Here is a 16,249-nt window from a genome sequence, read left to right on the forward strand (position 1 = left end):
GCAACATGTATAAAAAGGAGGAAATTATGAGTATCTATATTAAGAAAAACAAGTTCTTATTTATCTTAACGATTTTAACCAGCGTAATCTCTTCTCTGGGGTATGTTTTTATGGCTGTCCTGCTTCAGCAACTATTGGATATCGCTATAGATAAAAATATCCAGCAATTTATAAGAATGGTTATATTTTCGATTATCTATTTTGTAGTGTTGGGATTTTCTCTTTATCTCCAATCGTTACTGAGCAAAAAAGTGATTTGTAAGATTATGCTTCAAATCCGCTCGGATGTTTTTCTAGGAACAATCAATCACAGTATAGAAGATTTTGAAAAGAAGAATACCGCTGATTATATATCTGTCGTTACAAATGATGTGAAAATGCTGGAGGACAATTTTTTACTCCCATTGTTTGAAGTAGTCCAATACACCGTTATCTTTATATCATCTTTCGTATTGATGATTTATTTTGACATCATTGTTACAGTTTGCGTAATAGCAGCGATTGCAGTTATGTTCCTTGTACCAAGTCTGCTGGGTGGAGCACTGGAGAAAAGACAGAATCAGTTTTCTTCAAAGCTGGCAGAATTCACAGTCAGCTTAAAAGATATTCTGTCTGGATTTGAAATTATCAAATCATATTCTATGTCAAAAACCGTAATACAACGATTTGATAAGGCAAATACCGAAACGATCAAATCTAAATATAGCGTTGACAGATTACTTGCACTAAACGAAGGGCTTTCTGCTTTCCTGGCCCTTATGGTTCAAATTGTGGTTCTATTTTTATCTGCTTACTTTATTATTGCAGGACGCATAACTGTGGGAACTTTATTAGGAATGGTACAAGTGAGCAGTAATCTGGCAAATCCACTTATTATGATATTTACAAATATTCCTAAGATGAAAAGCGTCCATCCTTTTGTAGAAAAGCTGGAAATCATATCGAAACATTCCATATCTCTGCCTCAAAACGAAAGTAAAGCCACATATCAATCTCATATAAATGCAAAAGATTTGTCCTTTTCCTATGACGGAACAACAGATATATTAAGCGGAATAGACTGCCTTATTGAAAAAGGTAAGAAATACGTTATTGTTGGGAAAAGCGGTTGCGGAAAAAGTACACTGATCAAACTTTTATCTGGTTATTACTCCACATACAAAGGCAAAATTTTATATGATGATACGGAATTTCATATGCTGGATAAAGATAGTGTGGTCCAGATGTCATCAATCATCCATCAGAATATCTATATGTTTGACGAAACCATATATGACAATATCTGTTTACATGAACATTATCCAGAGGAACAAGTTGAAAAAGTTATAGCGGACAGCGGATTGACCGAATTTATATCTGAGCTTCCAACCGGCTTGCAATATAGGGTCGGAGAAAATGGCTCTAATCTATCTGGTGGACAAAAACAAAGAATTGCAGTTGCACGTGCTTTGATCAGAAACAAACCTATTCTCATATTAGACGAGGGTACATCTGCCATTGATATGCAGACAGCATACGATATTGAAAACAGATTATTAAAAATGGAAGATTTAACACTCATAACAATTACCCATCATTTAGAACAAAATTTATTGGATAAGTATGATGAAATCTTTTATATGGAAAATGGTCACATTAAAGAAAGAGGAAGTTTTAATCACCTTATCAATACATCCTCTTGTTTTTCAGAATATTTTCATTTGAAGAAATAAAGGACAACAGAGAGAATGAAGACATCTTCTTTTAAAGAAGTCTTCAGACTACAATTCAACGCTTTAATGATGATAATCATAAAAGGCGCGTTGAAGCAAAAGAGAAAGTTGCTTGTCCGACGTTTCAAGCAGGAAGCGTTATTTTGTGAAATGGGTGAAGCAAAGCTGAATGAGCAAGGTAATGTTGATAAGTATTCTTGCGATACAACGACATTCCCGGTGTTACATTTCACTGTTCAAATATCTGAGATAGTGTCAATAGTTTTTCGCAAAATCAAAACCTAGCCGTTTAGCAGCCGGTAGTCAGCCGGCTATGATATCAGACAGCAGATTCTCTTCTGGTTTGAAAAGATGATCCATATTCATATAGCGTCTAGCTCCCCAGCTGGTTGCTGCTACATGACGCAGTCTGGCACATACGAGCATCAAGGCACTCTGTCCATCGGGAAAAGCACCGATGGCTTTTGTACGGCGTTTAATTTCACGATTGAGACGCTCAATTGTGTTATTGGTCCGAATCCGGCTCCAATGCTGTGTGGGAAAATCCATATAGGTCAAGGTTTCCTCGATTCCATCCTCCACCTTTTTGGCGGCTTTGGAAAGCTCATAGACTGGAGTTTTTCCGATATCTGGAGCGCTTTTTCACGAGCAGCTTCTTTACTCTCCTGTGCATGGATTGCCTTGAGCATAAGAGCTACCGCTTTCATCTTGTTACGAGGTGTGACAGAAAATATATTTCTGTAAAAATGAACCGTACAACGTTGATATCTGGCATCTGGAAAGACTTCCGGAATGGTTTCAAGCATGCCAAGATTTTTATCGCCAATGATCAAACGTACACCAGTAAGCCCGCGTTCTTTCAGCCACACGAAGAAAGAACGCCAGCTTTCACGATCCTCTTTCATACCTTCCGCAGCGCCAAGGATTTCACGGCAGCCATCCTGACTGACTCCAATAGCAACGAGGATGGAAACATTCTGGATTTCACCGCCCCAGCTGCGTTTCAAGTAGACACCATCTACGTAAACATAGGGGTAGTCCCCGGAAAGCGGACGGGTACGCCAGGTTTCGATATGCTCATAAGCTTTTTTATTCAGGTTACTGATGGTGCCAGGAGAGACTTTCGTTCCCCATAAGGCTTCGGTGATATCCTCCACACGGCGGACGGAAACACCTGCCAGATACATTTCGATCAGAGCTTCTTCCACGGAGGATTCTCTGCGGCGATATCTTTCAATGATTGCAGTTTCAAAAGGAATGCCTTTGAGTTTTGGAACTTTCAGCTCCACTTCCCCAGCGGTAGTATGGAGATTCCGCTTATAATGACCGGAACGATATCCCTGACGATTAGAGGAACGCTCATACTTTTCAGCGTTGACTAATTCGTCAGCTTCCTTATCGAGCAGGGCGTTTAAAGTTTCTTCGACACTGTTACGGACAAGATCCTTTAAATCGTGCTTTATTAAGTCCTCATTTAGTTGTATAATCTTATCAGACATGGTTCGATAGCCTCCTTTGATAGATTTGGTTGTGGTGACTTAATTTTACCAAACGGCTATAGACCATGTCTATTTTTATGAAATTGATTTTGCGAAATTAATTATACGTTATCGAATGGAAAGGCGAGATCCAGACCTCTATGGTAAAGGCTATGTTGAAATTTGAGCTCAAGATTAAAAAGTAACCTAAATATTAAAAGGGAGATACACCTATTTTTGCATTATCTCCCTTTTTCTCTACAAAGAGTCAAATTACGACAACTATTGTATTCTTTCTTTATAATCCTTAATCACCACATCAATATTATTTAATAATGGTTTAAACCCTCCAAAATCTATACTGCTATAGTTTTTCATTATATATTGAGAAAAAATTTCTTTACCATAAAATTTACTTGTATCATATGTATCTTTTTTACAAAATTTCTTCCCACCAATTTCATGAGAAAGTGTAGCTTCATCAAACAACATTTCAATGTCGCATTCTTCACTCTCTCCGACTAATGGTGTTATCATAAGATATAAATTCTCCAACAAATTTATCCATGTTCTAGTACATAATTGCTTTTTTCTATCATCAGAAATTTTATTACTTACAAACTTGTATATAGGCTTATTTTTGTTATTCAACTCATTATCAAACAGTAAAATAACAGAGTTAAGCGGAACAGTACTTCCTAAATTTTTAAACATTTCTATATAGTTTGGATACTTTTCTCCACCTTCCTCAGAAAAAAATTTATATATATTGTTCATAGTATCTGCACCATCTTTTTTGAAATTCAAAAAATAGGCAAACCGTTTGCTTCTCTGCAAAAAAGATACTTTGTACTCAAACTGTCCTTTTGAATTTCTGCTTACTAAATTTGGATACTCTTTCCACAAATTTTTTAAAGCGGCTTTCAAATAGGTCACATCTGTTTTCCCTTCTGTTACAATTAATGGTTTCGGATTAGCAAAAAAATATTTATAAAATATAAATTGACTATACGCTCTTTCTCTTCCATTAAGATATTCGTATGTAAGTTTCTTCCCTTCCAAATTTAACTTGTTATTATACCATTCTAATTGATTAATAAAAGAAAAGCGTCCCTCAAGTTGATTAATAGTTCCTTTTATTTCATTTTCAATAAAATATTCTCCCGATTTATACAACTGATAAGCCATCGCTCTAGTTCTTTTATAATAATCTCTACTCACATGAAGTTTTTTGTTAACAACAACACCTGTGACTTCTTGCCTAGAATCCCTATATTGGATCCTTGTTTTCTTCTTATTAATGCTGAATCCGGCATTGATAATTTCCTTTTCCAGTTCTTCAAAGAATATGTTTTTAATGTTTAAGAACTCTTTATTATTTGTGGAAAACGTCAAATCATCAACATATCTTGTATAGTCTAATCGATATTTCTTTGCTAATTTAGATATTCTTACATCAAATATATTACAAATCAAATTTGTTATTATTGGAGAAGTAGGTGCTCCTTGTGGTAGTTTACCTTGATAGCATGTCAACTGCGCTATAACAGTTGCCACTTCTGATGGCAACTGGAAACTGCGGTTCTTTAAAAAATAGCCCTGCACTCTTCCAAAATGAAAAGAATCAAAAAAATTCTCCAAATCAATATTTATAACAAATCTCTTATTTCGGTGAATTTTAGCATTAGTAATAAAACTTTTCTCTTTTTGAAAAGCATGTGAAATATTAGGATTGACATTACATTTATTCCAGATTTCTTTTTGGCAATTATACAAAGCTTCAGCAAGTTTTCTTTGAATCACTTTTAAATCTTTTTGCGGAGCATATATATGTCTAAATCCCCCACTTTTCTTAGGGATCTCAAATGATGTATATAAATCGTCAACTCCTTTAATGTATAAAATATATGATAATTTCTTCCTTGGTATATCTAAGAAATCAGCTAGTTCATTTCTGCTTTTTACTTTATCTATTGTATCCATCTCTTCATCCTAAAAAACGTGTGGTTACTCATTATGCGATGCGTAATATATAATAAAATATACATAAGCATAATACAGATTGATAGAGAGCATATCTTCCTACCATTTTCACCAATACTTGCGAAACACAAGTCCATAATCTAACCACACGTTTATACACTCAAATTTTATCACGAATAGCAATCAGCCTCAATACAATTATTTTGCACTGGAAGTACTGAAAATAATTAACCAAAAATCGTCATACTGGAACGCCTTTCAAAAGTTGTAAACTTGTTGTAAAATTTCTTCTACTATCCAAAAACCTGCATAAAATAAGGGGATTTAATAAAAATGGAAGCTCCTGCCGTGGCAGATGAATAGTATTTTTGTCATAAACGAAAATCCTCCTAAAATGCCGTATTCTGCCTCGATTTGCCGACTATAAATTTCGTCTAAAATTGTTAAATTTATCACAGAATAAGTAAAATGTAGCAAATCGGGGCAAGTTGAGGCCGTCAATCGTAGTAAAAACGTAGTAGAAATTGAAGTGTTTTACTACTCTAACCTCCCTAAAGGCAGTGCACCGTGCGCATCTATTAGATCTATATTCATACTATAAATCAAAGAGTTATTATAAAAATTGATGAATCCTGTAAGATTAAAGCATCTCCATGTATCAGTAATGCTTCCACTAATCGGACTCTCAATGCTATTTCAATTTTGGAAATCATTGAAAAAATCAGAGCTGATAATTCCTGATCAAATTGATACAACTGAAAAACATCATCAAACTTAGTTCCAGGAATATACTTTTTTGTCGAATTATCGTATAAATGAAACGAATATCCACGCAGGCGGTAAAAACCTACAGATTTCAATGCCTTCTCTACATTTTCCCGAGATGTTATCTCCATTCCAGCGTCAAGGTAAGATTGCATCTGCTGTTCAATTGTTAATATTCGTTTTGGATATTGATACATAAAACACCCCATAAATGAAAAAGTCCCACCGGGTTGCGCATGAAAATCAGAGGCGTGGTGGGTTCTGTTAATATTATTATACCGTTTTTATTGCAACTGTCAAGATTTCTTTTTACAGAAAAGAATATGTGTTCTCTTTCAGCACACCCCCTATTGCATCATGTGTAACAGATGTATACTGCAATGTCAATTATCTATATATCAACTCATTCAATACAAATATCCAGCCGCCGAAACAACGTTTTTTCTTTACCATTGTGCGGCACACGGCTTGAATTAACTTTCCACAATCCCTACAATATCTCTCTTTTTGAGAATAACAACCGAGTTATTATCCTTGATTTGTATACTATCAGCAGTAATGGATGTTACCATAACTTTTTGATACCCATCTGTAGAAAGTATAAATGTTGCAAGGTTCGGCGAATGCATTTGTATGGTACAAGTCTTACCAAGCAGGGGCTTGAACGGATCACAAATAGGTGGCATGGTGGCAGGAAGCATCGGAAGCGAATTTTGCTTTCTCCTTCCCAAGTCAAGTTTGGTAACAGTATCAATATGCTGTTTTAATACTATCCCATATTTCAGGCTCTTACTTCTATCTGTCTGGTAAAAACAAATATATTGATTGTCTTGTCCGACAATGGCAGCCATATAATAACCGCTATCCCAGTTCTTTAAATCAATATTGCACCACGCTCCAATAAAGCAGCTGTAATCAACACTCTGAACCACCGACGCTTTATCCTGCGGGATTTGAGCATCTTCACAATCTCTCAACAGATAATCCAACGAGCACTTAAACACCTCGCTCATCTTTAACAGTTTATCCGTCTCAGGATATGCTATATCGCTTTCCCACTTGCTAATGGCCTGCCTTGATACCCCAAACACAGACGCCAACTGTTCTTGCGTGATATTGTTCTCCTTGCGAAATTTTGATATTTTTTCTCCTAATGTCATAATGCAACCTCCCGCTTAATCAAACTGTAATATGATTGTACCCATATTCTACGGAAATGCCCACCATCTTTCCGTTTCTAAATGTAAAGTTCAAGTTGCACCTATGATTATAACTCTGTTTCAAAATGACGGCAACGATGTCTCCGCTTTGAGAAAATATTCTGAAACAAACATTCCCACACCTCCACAATATTTTCATTCTTCCAACATTGTCAAACTGTTTGAGGGCAGTGGATATTATTTCCCCTGCCCTCATAATTTTATATGAATACCTCTATTTACTGAATCGATTTTCCAAGTTCATATGCCTTCTGGATTTCAGGTTTATCGTTAATATCTCCCACGTTCATATTACCTCCAGCAAGCACATGGCCGAGATTTTTCCAGCGTAAATGTTCCATCAGATGGTCATAATAGGTAAGCACATCCTCAAATCCATGGCCTTCGGCGGCCATCAAAAGAACGGATGCCTTGTCATGTCCTCTGAGAAGATTGCCGTCGCCTTCCTCTAAAGCAAACAAACGGTCAATAGCGGTTCTGATCTGGCCGCTCATATTCCAGTAGTAAAGAGGAGTTGCCAGTACCACCACATCGCATTCCTTTACCGCCGGATAAATCTGAGCCATATCATCCTTTTGTACGCATGGACATTCCCTACTGCTGTGTCCGCCAAAGCAGCCTTTACAGCCGTGGATTTCCATGCTGTCAAGAAAGAATTCTGTCACAGTATTCCCAACACTTTCCGCACCTTCGGTAAATGCTTTTACAAGCATGGAGGTATTGCCTTTCTTTCGGGGGCTCCCATTCAATATCACAATTCTTTTACCCATATCAAACACCTCGTTTCTCTCAAATTTTTTCTGCCAGAGCAGCCGCCTGCCGGCAACCATCTGTTTTCTCAATATCACCGACATTCAGTACACCGGGAACCAAAACTTCTCCTGCCATATGCCATTTCATAAGCGCTGCAGAACGCTCGACAGGAATCCGTACACCGTCCAAAACTGACATATCATTTTCCTCGCAGCAGGCAATCAACAGACATTCCTTTCCGGCAATATCTTTTCCGGCAACACAGAAGGAATACAGCTTATCGATCACCGCCTTGATCTGTGCAGGAATCGAATACCAATATACCGGCATAGAAAAGACGACTACATCAGCATCCAATACAACCGGCGCAATCAGATTGAAGTCATCATCAAAAGAACACGCTTTTCCTGTCTTGTAACAGGTTTCACAGGCATGGCAGCCACCCACATTCATCATGGCTGCGTCAAACCTCGTGACGCTGTACCCTTTTTCCTCCGCTGCTTTGATAAAAGCGTCCGTCATGGCGAAACTATTGCCATTTTTTCTGGGACTTCCGGTAATTACAACGATTTTTTTACTCATTAGACTCTGCCTCCTTTAGTATTTTATAGTCGTTTAAACAAAATTAATTTTTCAAGTACTGATATTATAATCATAGCAAGAGTGCGACTAAAAACAAGTACGCACATTAAAGTGCGATACTTACAGTCAGGTTAAATACTTACCTAAAGGAGAGTATTATCCGCTTATCAGGACAATATAAAAGCCTGAGAGATCTCTCTCCCAGGCTTTTTCGCATTTATTTTTCTTTCCCAAATAGTAGTAAAATTGTAGTCTGCTCTTTTCTCCTATTCGATTTTCCTGCTATCTGGCAGCCCGCTTCTTGATACAGAAAACGGTAATTGCTCCTGCCGATACAGCCAGCAGCAACGCCCATCCCAAGACATCAGCGCTGTCCCCTGTCTCTGGAGGATTTACACTGTTTTGAGCTGAAACCTTTTCATCTTTTACATTGCTTTTATCTGTATTTTCATTTCCAGATGGCGCTAATTTGGGAATGCTTTCCGTCTTTGTTGTACCGCATACAGTACACGTATATGTTTTCACTCCCTCTGCTTTTTCGGTAGCCTCCTGTGTCACTTTTCCACTGTCCCATTTGTGTCCGGTCGGAGCAACTTCCTGTGTACGCTCTGCATTGCAGATTGTACATGTATGTTTCATAATGCCTTTATCAGTACAGGTTGCATTCTGTATGATCTGCCACTCGCCAAAAGTGTGCTCTTCTCCGTCAATAGCGTGAAATGTTAATTTATTTATCTGTCCAGTAGGGGAATTTACGTATTCTTCAGCAACAGTACCTTTGTAACCAATGATACATGCTCCATCAAGAATCGGTGTTCCTACTATGTTTGTGACTGACTTCGGAATCCATACATATTGTAAATTTGTACATCCATTCAGAAATGTCGCCGGGATTTCTTCTACGCCTTCTTCTATAATAACTGTTGTCAGGCTGTCACAGCCATAGAAATGCGCGTTACTGCCGCCCCACTTTGAACCCTTTGGAATGGTTACTGATACAAGATTATCGCATTCATAGAAAACGTCAGAGGACCATGTTACTCCTTCAGGAAGATGGATCTCTGTGAATCCAGCACCTGCAAAAGCTATATTTCCCACTTCTTCCAATCCATTATTAAGATAAACTTCTTTCAGACTTGGATTATAGGCAAATGCAGCAGGTCTGATGTACTTCACAGACGAAGACATGGTTACTTTTTGCAGATTACTGTATCTTATCCCCTGGTTTTCATCGGTAGAAAAAGCAAGGTTCGGAATTTCCGTTACTCCTTCCGCAACAACCACTTCTTTGATCTGTTCGGCATATTGCGCCCATTCGTAGGGTTGGCCCTGAACAAATGGGACGTTTTCACTCAGCGTAAGTACGCCTGCTTCATCTAATTTCCAGCCAGTACCGCTGATTTCTCCTGCGGTGAAAGGCTGTTCTGTACTTGTCTTGTTTGCTGCATCTTCCGGTTCTAAAGCTAATTCTTTTTGAGTATCAGTTACTGTCACCGCATCCGGCTCTGCCGCATATACATTCCCGCCATATGACGCTATTCCTGCTGCGAGAAGCAGAGCAAGAGTTCCGCTCACTATTTTCCTCATATTCTCTTCGTCTCCTTTATTTTTTAACACATTCCTAATTTCTGACGATAATAGAAAGCGTTTGCTTCTATTTCATCTACCGTATCAGGAAACTGCTGCGCCAAACTTGTATTGCTGATCTTAATGATCGCTGATTTTGTATCCATCTCGCCTCTTGCCAGTGCCTGACGGACATATTCCCTTACATACCAATATTGCTGTCCATCGTTTTCCAATTGACTTTTATAGCCGTCAGAGAGCGCTTCCTTTCCTTTTCGTCCGGCTTTGCTTACGGCCATAACTATACCGCTTCCAAAAAGCACTACAAAAAGTACTGTCCCGATCACCATCAGCGACTGCCAGGCAGAGCCCACACTGCCTGATGCCCCTAAACCGGAAGCAATTATATCAATTCCCAGAATGGCTATCAAAAGTGCAGTAAACTTTTTATGTCTTTTAAAGAAATTTTCTTTTTTTACCGGTGCATTACTGTTAGGAAACGGATATCCCTGCTGCGGTAATCTTCCAAACACCAACAGTTCATTCAGATCATGCCGTATCACCGGGTCAAAATATTGCGATCTGTAATGATTGTAAGCCTGCTGAAATTTGGCCTGTACAAACTGTGCTCCCAGCTGTGCGCCTGTATTTACCGCCAAATTTCCAAGCGTCGCACCTGCGCCTATATCAAATGCATCTTTAAAATATCCCATCTGAATCTCATCTCCTATTTATCACTATGGTTTAAATTATATTCAATATATTGAGCATAGTCAATATGAAAAAAGTCATAAAATATAAATATCTTTTGAGGAAAGGACTTTTTATGATTTCGTATGCCCCTTTTTACAAAACTTTATACGAACAAGGACGTACAGAATATGACTTGATTTACCACCATGGAATATCCAGCCATACTCTGTACCGCATGAAACAGGGAAAACCAATTACCACAACAACGCTTGATACGCTCTGTTTTATCCTGAATTGTAATGTTTCGGATATTCTTAATTACGTCCCTGATGAAGATGAAGCAAAATAGAAGTCTGTCAGAATTTTTCACAAGTTCCGATAGGCTTCTTTCTTTTCTAAGAAGAATTTCACAATATCCTGTTTATGATCTTTTAATCCCGTATACTCCTGCGACCAATCCAATAATATTTGTGTAATGTCTTCTGTGCTTCTGATTGGAATTTCTTCCAAAGTTTCCGCTATTCCCCATAAGCGGCTAAGTTGAATAGCTGTCTTTAATGTTTCTTCTGTATACCTGTTTGTTTTATCCATAGTCTTTCACCTCCTGCACTCCCATCCGGCGCCGGCAGGCGCTTCTGTTCCGAATGCTGTGATAAGCATTCGGCATAAAGATAGTTGAGTGAACAAAGTGAACGATATAAGGGGACCTGTCGGCTATGCCGACAGGTCCCCTTATGTTTTTTGATATATGCCGCGAAGCGGCGGCGAAGATTTGTACTATTTCTTCTTATTTCTGTATGATAAACAAACTGAATATTCCAGTCCAGCTATCACAAATCCATTAGCAGCTCTTTCCTGACAAGAGCATTTTAAAAATAATCGTAACTCATAATTTTGTATTTTCCAATATATTTTGGAGTTGTTCTCCAAAAACAGTTGTTCTAAATGTTTTTTCTTGTTTTGCTGGAATAGTAATACTTCCTAAAGTTGTTGGTGCAGATATATCTGTCATATACTCTTCATAAATACCTAAAGCAGCTAATCTCAAAAATGCATCAGGTATTGGAAAAGATATCGTATGCTCAGGTGCTCTTTCCTGTAAAAGGACCTCTTTATCACCGGGAAGAAAACGATCAACAACTTCTGCATATTTAGTCAAATCGCTCCAAATTATCCTATCATCCAAATATGCTAAATAAATTTTAGCCAACATCTGAGGCTTTTCAAATCCTACATATCGATCAATCAAAACCAACAAATACTCCAATTCCTGCTTACGGAAATCTTCATCCTCGACAAATTTCCTACGACGTCTTTCTTGATCATCCTTCGAACAATTACCACTATTGATTGCGATTATGAACGAACACAACTTTTTCAAACAATGCTTATCATAAACCTTACTTCCAATGCTATATAACTTAAAGGCTGTTCCTACAAACGGAATATCTTTTAAGATTCCATCCTCCATACATAAATCTGCGCCAAACTCTATAGTGTTCCCCGCTAACTCTGTTATATCAGCACCTAAAGATTTTTCAAATGATACAACCAGATTATTTTCTACCATGATTACACCTCTATCTTGAAGGGATCAAAACAGTTTCAGATTGTCCTCAAAGTTCTTTTTCCCTTTCGCATTAGTTTCCAACCCAAAACCTTTTTGCATTTTTGCGCTGCAACACTTCATTTGCTTACCGTTCTGTTAATTCTTCAGTCTTGAAAACATAATAACCTTCATAATAATAGCTGTGGTCAATACCCTTCATATAGATTTCCCGGTCATAAATATTATCTGTCAGAGCATTTTTCAACAGAAACTTAATTTCAATGTCTTTAATCGGACTTCGTTCCATGGCAAGAAGATAATCCTCTTTATCCACCTTGCTCCAGTCCACCACATAACCGATTTCTTTTTTCAGCATCAGATCAAGCCATATTCTTGTACTTCTTCCATTTCCTTCTCTAAATGGATGGGCAACATTCATTTCTACATACTTTTCAACAATTTCATCAAAGGTTGACTGCGGCATGCGATCAATACTTTGTAGTGCCGCTTCCAGATATAGCAGAGGTGCAAACCTGAAATTTCCTTTGGACAGATTCACCTTACGAAGCTTACCGGCAAAATCATAAATCTCTTCAAAAAGATATTTGTGAATAGCTGCAAGGCTTGCATATGTTCCCGGTTCCAGTTTTTCCAGAAATCCTGTTTCAAACATTTCTGCTGCTTTTTGCTTACTGATTTTTTCCTCCGCTCTTGCCAATTCTGTTGAATCTGTAATACCCAATTTATTTTCAAGCATGTTTTTACCTCACATTCGTTTACACTCTGATTTGTAAATATCATATTATTGTTATTATATCATATAATCGGCAATAAACTTACTCTTTCTCTTTTCGATAATAATATCATTGCCGCTTTCCATTGCAACAGACATCCCTATTCCAGAAACCTCGGCAGGTGCCTCGTATGAGTCAGAATGTTCGGCAAGAACCAATTCTCCATTTGCTGCAAGATTCGCTACAAGTTGTACTCTCATTTACTACCTCCTGAATTAAATTTATTTTAGATAAGCAATTGGAGCTGCTTATTTCCCATAACCGAATCATAATAAGAGAAATTTAACCAATCAATGGTCTCTTTTGAGCAGGCAGACGGAATAAGCCACTCTTTATTTTCATACGTTGCTTAATTTTTATTGAATGGTGATAAATATGATATTAACAGGAAACGAAGATTTAAGAGTTCAGAAAACAATTGAGGCAATCCACCAAACTTTTGAAAAAATGTTGATCGAAATGTAATTGCCTTTTATACTGATTGGTTTAGCAGAGGAAAAAAAGAATACCTGGAGCAAATGACATCAATAGCAGTAACTCTCATTTGTACCGGCGTTACCGGACTGCTGCCCCCATCTTGAATGTTTAAGATTCAATCAGATTTTGTAATACCTCTCCAATGTCTCTGTTAATACAGATAGACTGGTCTTCAATGTTCTTTGGAACGTAGGCTTCCCCATAGTTTACGCAGGCATAGACAGCTTTCGGATTTTCCACTGTCATCCTCCAGAAGGGATACTTAATGATCACCGGAGTGTTAGCGCCCACCCCAAGTTCCAAAAACAGTACTTTCTCCCCTTTGTGCTGACGAATAAACTCGTTATAACAGCCTGCTGCCGCATGCCATCCTTCATCTTCCACAAAAGTCCCATCCACCCGCAGGTTCATTGTCATAGGAGCACCGCATACCGGGCATTTGGGGATCAATTCCGTAGGGATTTTCATTTCCTTTTGCTGTAAAACCATCTGCCGCACCGTTTTCTCGTTGTCATAGGTCTTCTGATGACAAGGCTTAGAGCATTGCCACAAACCATAATCTCCTTGAGTGTAAAACAACCGTTCTTTATCAAACCCGGCCATCTGAAACTGATGGTCTACATTTGTTGTAAGGACAAAATAATCTTTCTTCTTTACCAGTTCCAGCAGATCGCGGTAAGGCTTTCCCACGCCGACTTCATAGCGGTTGATCAGAATATGACGGCTCCACCAGGCCCAGTATTCCTCCAGGGTATCATATGGATAAAATCCGCCGGAATACATATCCTGTATTCCATACTTTTCTTGAAAATCTGCAAAGTTCTTCTCAAACCTCTCCCCGCTGTAGGACATTCCTGCAGAAGCGGACAGCCCTGCACCTGCACCGATCACAATGGCATCGGCTGTTTCGATTTCCTGTTTTAACTTTTCAATTTTTTCCAAGTAATCTCCTGTAAATGTTGAGATCGGTCTCCTTAAAAACATTAAATATCACCTCAAAACTTTATGCTGATCATCAAAGATTTTTTCCGGTTGCTGCTTCAAAATGGTATTTGACAATTCCAAGATCAATCTTTGTATAAAACCCAAAACCGGATACCTTTGCGGATACTTTATCTCCATTTAGCTCAAAAAGGAATTTCTGCTGATTCATTGCAGTAGGAGCGAGCATAACAGCGTTCATTCCTTTTTTAAACCAGTCAGGCGCTGCTCCACTTACCTTTGTTACATCTGAAAGCAACCTGTTTTTATGTGTAGCGCCCTGATTTTTTCCATAACCTAATGATATCAGGCATACCTGTTTCTCTCCTCTTCCAATTTCAGCGGCGCTTTTACCATGGGTCATTGCCACCCAGCAGGTATTTAATCCCAGAGACTGTGCAAGAAGAACCAGTTTTTCTCCATAGTAACCGCTCTTTTCGTCAAGATCGGCTCCTTTAGGCCCTACAAGTGCGATATAATTATGCACTCCTGCAAATTTACCGTAGTGTGCCATCATGGAATCAAAACATTTCGGTTCATCAAAAAAGATCTGTATATGAAGCCCGCTTTCTTTATTGACCGCTTCAATCTCTTTCAGCAGAATGTTTCTCTTTTTGGCTTCGATTTTTTTATCTTCATACTGACGTACACTGTGCCTCTGTTCCATTATTTTAATAATATTCATTCTGACCTTCCCTTCGTGTCATTTTTCATAAAAAATTATATCATAATTATTCTCAAATAGTTCCCTCTCAATAAATAAAAGTGATATAATAGAATAAATGTTTGTGCGCTCCATGGCAATATATAGGAGCAGCTTTAATTGGAGGGGGAATTTACAGAAAATGTTTTCGACCAAACAGACATCCATCTATTTTAAAAAAATCGCAAGGATTGCCTTCCGGGAGCGGGTATGGAAATTCGTGATCTTTGCTGTAATTATCGCGACTTTGGTTGCTGCTATCGTAGGCGACGATATGTTTACTACCTATGAAAGCACCAAATCCGGATTTTTCACGATCGCCTCAGCCTGCATCTGGATCGGAATCTTCAATTCCGTTCAATCAATCTGTAAAGAACACGAAATCATCCGCGCCGAGTACCGCCAGGGAATGAAACTTTCTGCATATATTTCTGCCAATATTTTCTGGCAGATGCTTCTCTGTCTGGTGCAGAGTGTGGTGATTTTTGCCGTATGCAATGTGTTTATCGACTTTAATTCCGACGGAATTATTACCAGTGCCTATGTGGAATATTTTATTACCATTTTTCTGCTGACTTTTGGGTCTGCTGTTATGGGTATTATGTTATCTTCTATCGCCGGCAATCCTACCACCGCTATGACGATCATGCCTTTTGTACTGATCCTGCAGTTGATCATGAGCGGTGTACTGTTTGAATTAAGCGGCACCAGTGAAAAAATTGCGTACATTACCTTCAGTAAATGGGGAATGTCCGCTTTTGGAAGTATTGCAGACCTGAATAACGCAAAATATCCTCTGAAGATCAGTGAAGCCTATCCCATGGTAGAACGTCTGGAAACAGAAGCCTGCTATGATTGTGTAGCCAGCAACCTTCTCACTGCCTGGGGATGGTGCATCGGATTGATCCTGTGCTTTGCTGTGATCAGCATACTGAGTCTGAAAATTAAAAACAGAGATTCTTAATATCTTTATATAAAAAATAGCAATACATA

At 38.3% G+C, this 16,249-nt stretch carries 17 protein-coding genes and 1 pseudogene; 4 read left to right on the plus strand and 14 right to left on the minus strand.

Features of this window, described 5'->3' with window-relative positions:
- The first annotated feature begins 26 nt into the window (after positions 1-26).
- Positions 27-1,712 carry an ABC transporter ATP-binding protein gene (locus EUBC25_RS02775; RefSeq protein ID WP_230106730.1) on the plus strand — a complete coding sequence of 562 codons (1,686 nt, stop codon included), beginning with the start codon at positions 27-29 and terminating at the stop codon, positions 1,710-1,712.
- A 15-nt stretch (positions 1,713-1,727) separates the two neighbouring features.
- Positions 1,728-1,997, plus strand: a complete 270-nt coding sequence (locus EUBC25_RS02780) for a hypothetical protein (protein WP_230106731.1) — start codon at positions 1,728-1,730, stop codon at positions 1,995-1,997.
- A gap of 18 nt (positions 1,998-2,015) precedes the next feature.
- Here the strand turns inward: EUBC25_RS02780 and EUBC25_RS02785 are convergent.
- From EUBC25_RS02785 to EUBC25_RS02820, 8 genes and pseudogenes are all read right to left on the minus strand, one after another.
- A pseudogene (locus EUBC25_RS02785) lies at positions 2,016-3,211 on the minus strand (IS256 family transposase).
- A gap of 261 nt (positions 3,212-3,472) precedes the next feature.
- Complete coding sequence (locus EUBC25_RS02790) at positions 3,473-5,173, minus strand: retron Ec67 family RNA-directed DNA polymerase/endonuclease (protein WP_230106732.1); 1,701 nt, start codon at positions 5,171-5,173, stop codon at positions 3,473-3,475.
- A 602-nt stretch (positions 5,174-5,775) separates the two neighbouring features.
- Positions 5,776-6,135 carry an Abi family protein gene (locus EUBC25_RS02795; RefSeq protein ID WP_230106733.1) on the minus strand — a complete coding sequence of 120 codons (360 nt, stop codon included), beginning with the start codon at positions 6,133-6,135 and terminating at the stop codon, positions 5,776-5,778.
- 276 nt (positions 6,136-6,411) lie between these two features.
- Positions 6,412-7,098 carry a helix-turn-helix domain-containing protein gene (locus EUBC25_RS02800; RefSeq protein ID WP_230106734.1) on the minus strand — a complete coding sequence of 229 codons (687 nt, stop codon included), beginning with the start codon at positions 7,096-7,098 and terminating at the stop codon, positions 6,412-6,414.
- 278 nt (positions 7,099-7,376) lie between these two features.
- The gene (locus EUBC25_RS02805) at positions 7,377-7,928 is read right to left on the minus strand and encodes a flavodoxin family protein (RefSeq protein ID WP_230106735.1); all 552 of its coding nucleotides are present in this window, start codon (positions 7,926-7,928) and stop codon (positions 7,377-7,379) included.
- 19 nt (positions 7,929-7,947) lie between these two features.
- A complete protein-coding gene (locus tag EUBC25_RS02810; protein WP_230106736.1) occupies positions 7,948-8,493 on the minus strand; it encodes a flavodoxin family protein in 546 nt (181 codons plus the stop codon).
- 282 nt (positions 8,494-8,775) lie between these two features.
- Positions 8,776-10,080 (minus strand): leucine-rich repeat domain-containing protein, encoded by a 1,305-nt coding sequence (locus EUBC25_RS02815; RefSeq protein ID WP_230106737.1) that lies wholly within the window; start codon positions 10,078-10,080, stop codon positions 8,776-8,778.
- Between the two features lie 23 nt (positions 10,081-10,103).
- Positions 10,104-10,772: a hypothetical protein gene (locus tag EUBC25_RS02820; protein ID WP_230106738.1), complete on the minus strand. Its 669-nt coding sequence runs from the start codon at positions 10,770-10,772 to the stop codon at positions 10,104-10,106.
- Positions 10,773-10,885: 113 nt separating this feature from the next.
- On the opposite strand from EUBC25_RS02820, the gene EUBC25_RS02825 reads away from it, so the two are divergent.
- On the plus strand, positions 10,886-11,101 hold the full coding sequence (locus EUBC25_RS02825; RefSeq protein ID WP_230106739.1) for a helix-turn-helix domain-containing protein: 216 nt from the start codon (positions 10,886-10,888) through the stop codon (positions 11,099-11,101).
- A 17-nt stretch (positions 11,102-11,118) separates the two neighbouring features.
- Here EUBC25_RS02825 and EUBC25_RS02830 read toward each other — a convergent pair whose 3' ends face one another.
- The 6 genes from EUBC25_RS02830 to EUBC25_RS02855 form a co-directional block, all read right to left on the minus strand.
- A complete protein-coding gene (locus EUBC25_RS02830) occupies positions 11,119-11,343 on the minus strand; it encodes a hypothetical protein (RefSeq protein ID WP_230106740.1) in 225 nt (74 codons plus the stop codon).
- A 295-nt stretch (positions 11,344-11,638) separates the two neighbouring features.
- Positions 11,639-12,322 (minus strand): hypothetical protein, encoded by a 684-nt coding sequence (locus tag EUBC25_RS02835; protein ID WP_230106741.1) that lies wholly within the window; start codon positions 12,320-12,322, stop codon positions 11,639-11,641.
- 124 nt (positions 12,323-12,446) lie between these two features.
- Positions 12,447-13,058, minus strand: a complete 612-nt coding sequence (gene fic, locus EUBC25_RS02840) for a protein adenylyltransferase Fic (protein ID WP_230106742.1) — start codon at positions 13,056-13,058, stop codon at positions 12,447-12,449.
- 54 nt (positions 13,059-13,112) lie between these two features.
- Positions 13,113-13,295, minus strand: coding sequence for a hypothetical protein (locus tag EUBC25_RS02845; RefSeq protein WP_230106743.1), 183 nt, complete (start codon positions 13,293-13,295; stop codon positions 13,113-13,115).
- A gap of 385 nt (positions 13,296-13,680) precedes the next feature.
- Positions 13,681-14,556, minus strand: coding sequence for an SIR2 family NAD-dependent protein deacylase (locus tag EUBC25_RS02850; protein WP_230106744.1), 876 nt, complete (start codon positions 14,554-14,556; stop codon positions 13,681-13,683).
- A gap of 31 nt (positions 14,557-14,587) precedes the next feature.
- Positions 14,588-15,238: a nitroreductase family protein gene (locus EUBC25_RS02855; protein ID WP_230106745.1), complete on the minus strand. Its 651-nt coding sequence runs from the start codon at positions 15,236-15,238 to the stop codon at positions 14,588-14,590.
- Positions 15,239-15,398: 160 nt separating this feature from the next.
- Between EUBC25_RS02855 and EUBC25_RS02860 the strand changes: the two genes are divergently transcribed.
- Positions 15,399-16,220, plus strand: a complete 822-nt coding sequence (locus EUBC25_RS02860) for an ABC transporter permease (protein ID WP_230106746.1) — start codon at positions 15,399-15,401, stop codon at positions 16,218-16,220.
- Positions 16,221-16,249: the final 29 nt, after the last annotated feature.

The sequence above is a fragment of the Claveliimonas bilis genome (assembly GCF_020892095.1).
In the GTDB taxonomy this organism is placed as follows: domain Bacteria; phylum Bacillota; class Clostridia; order Lachnospirales; family Lachnospiraceae; genus Claveliimonas; species Claveliimonas bilis.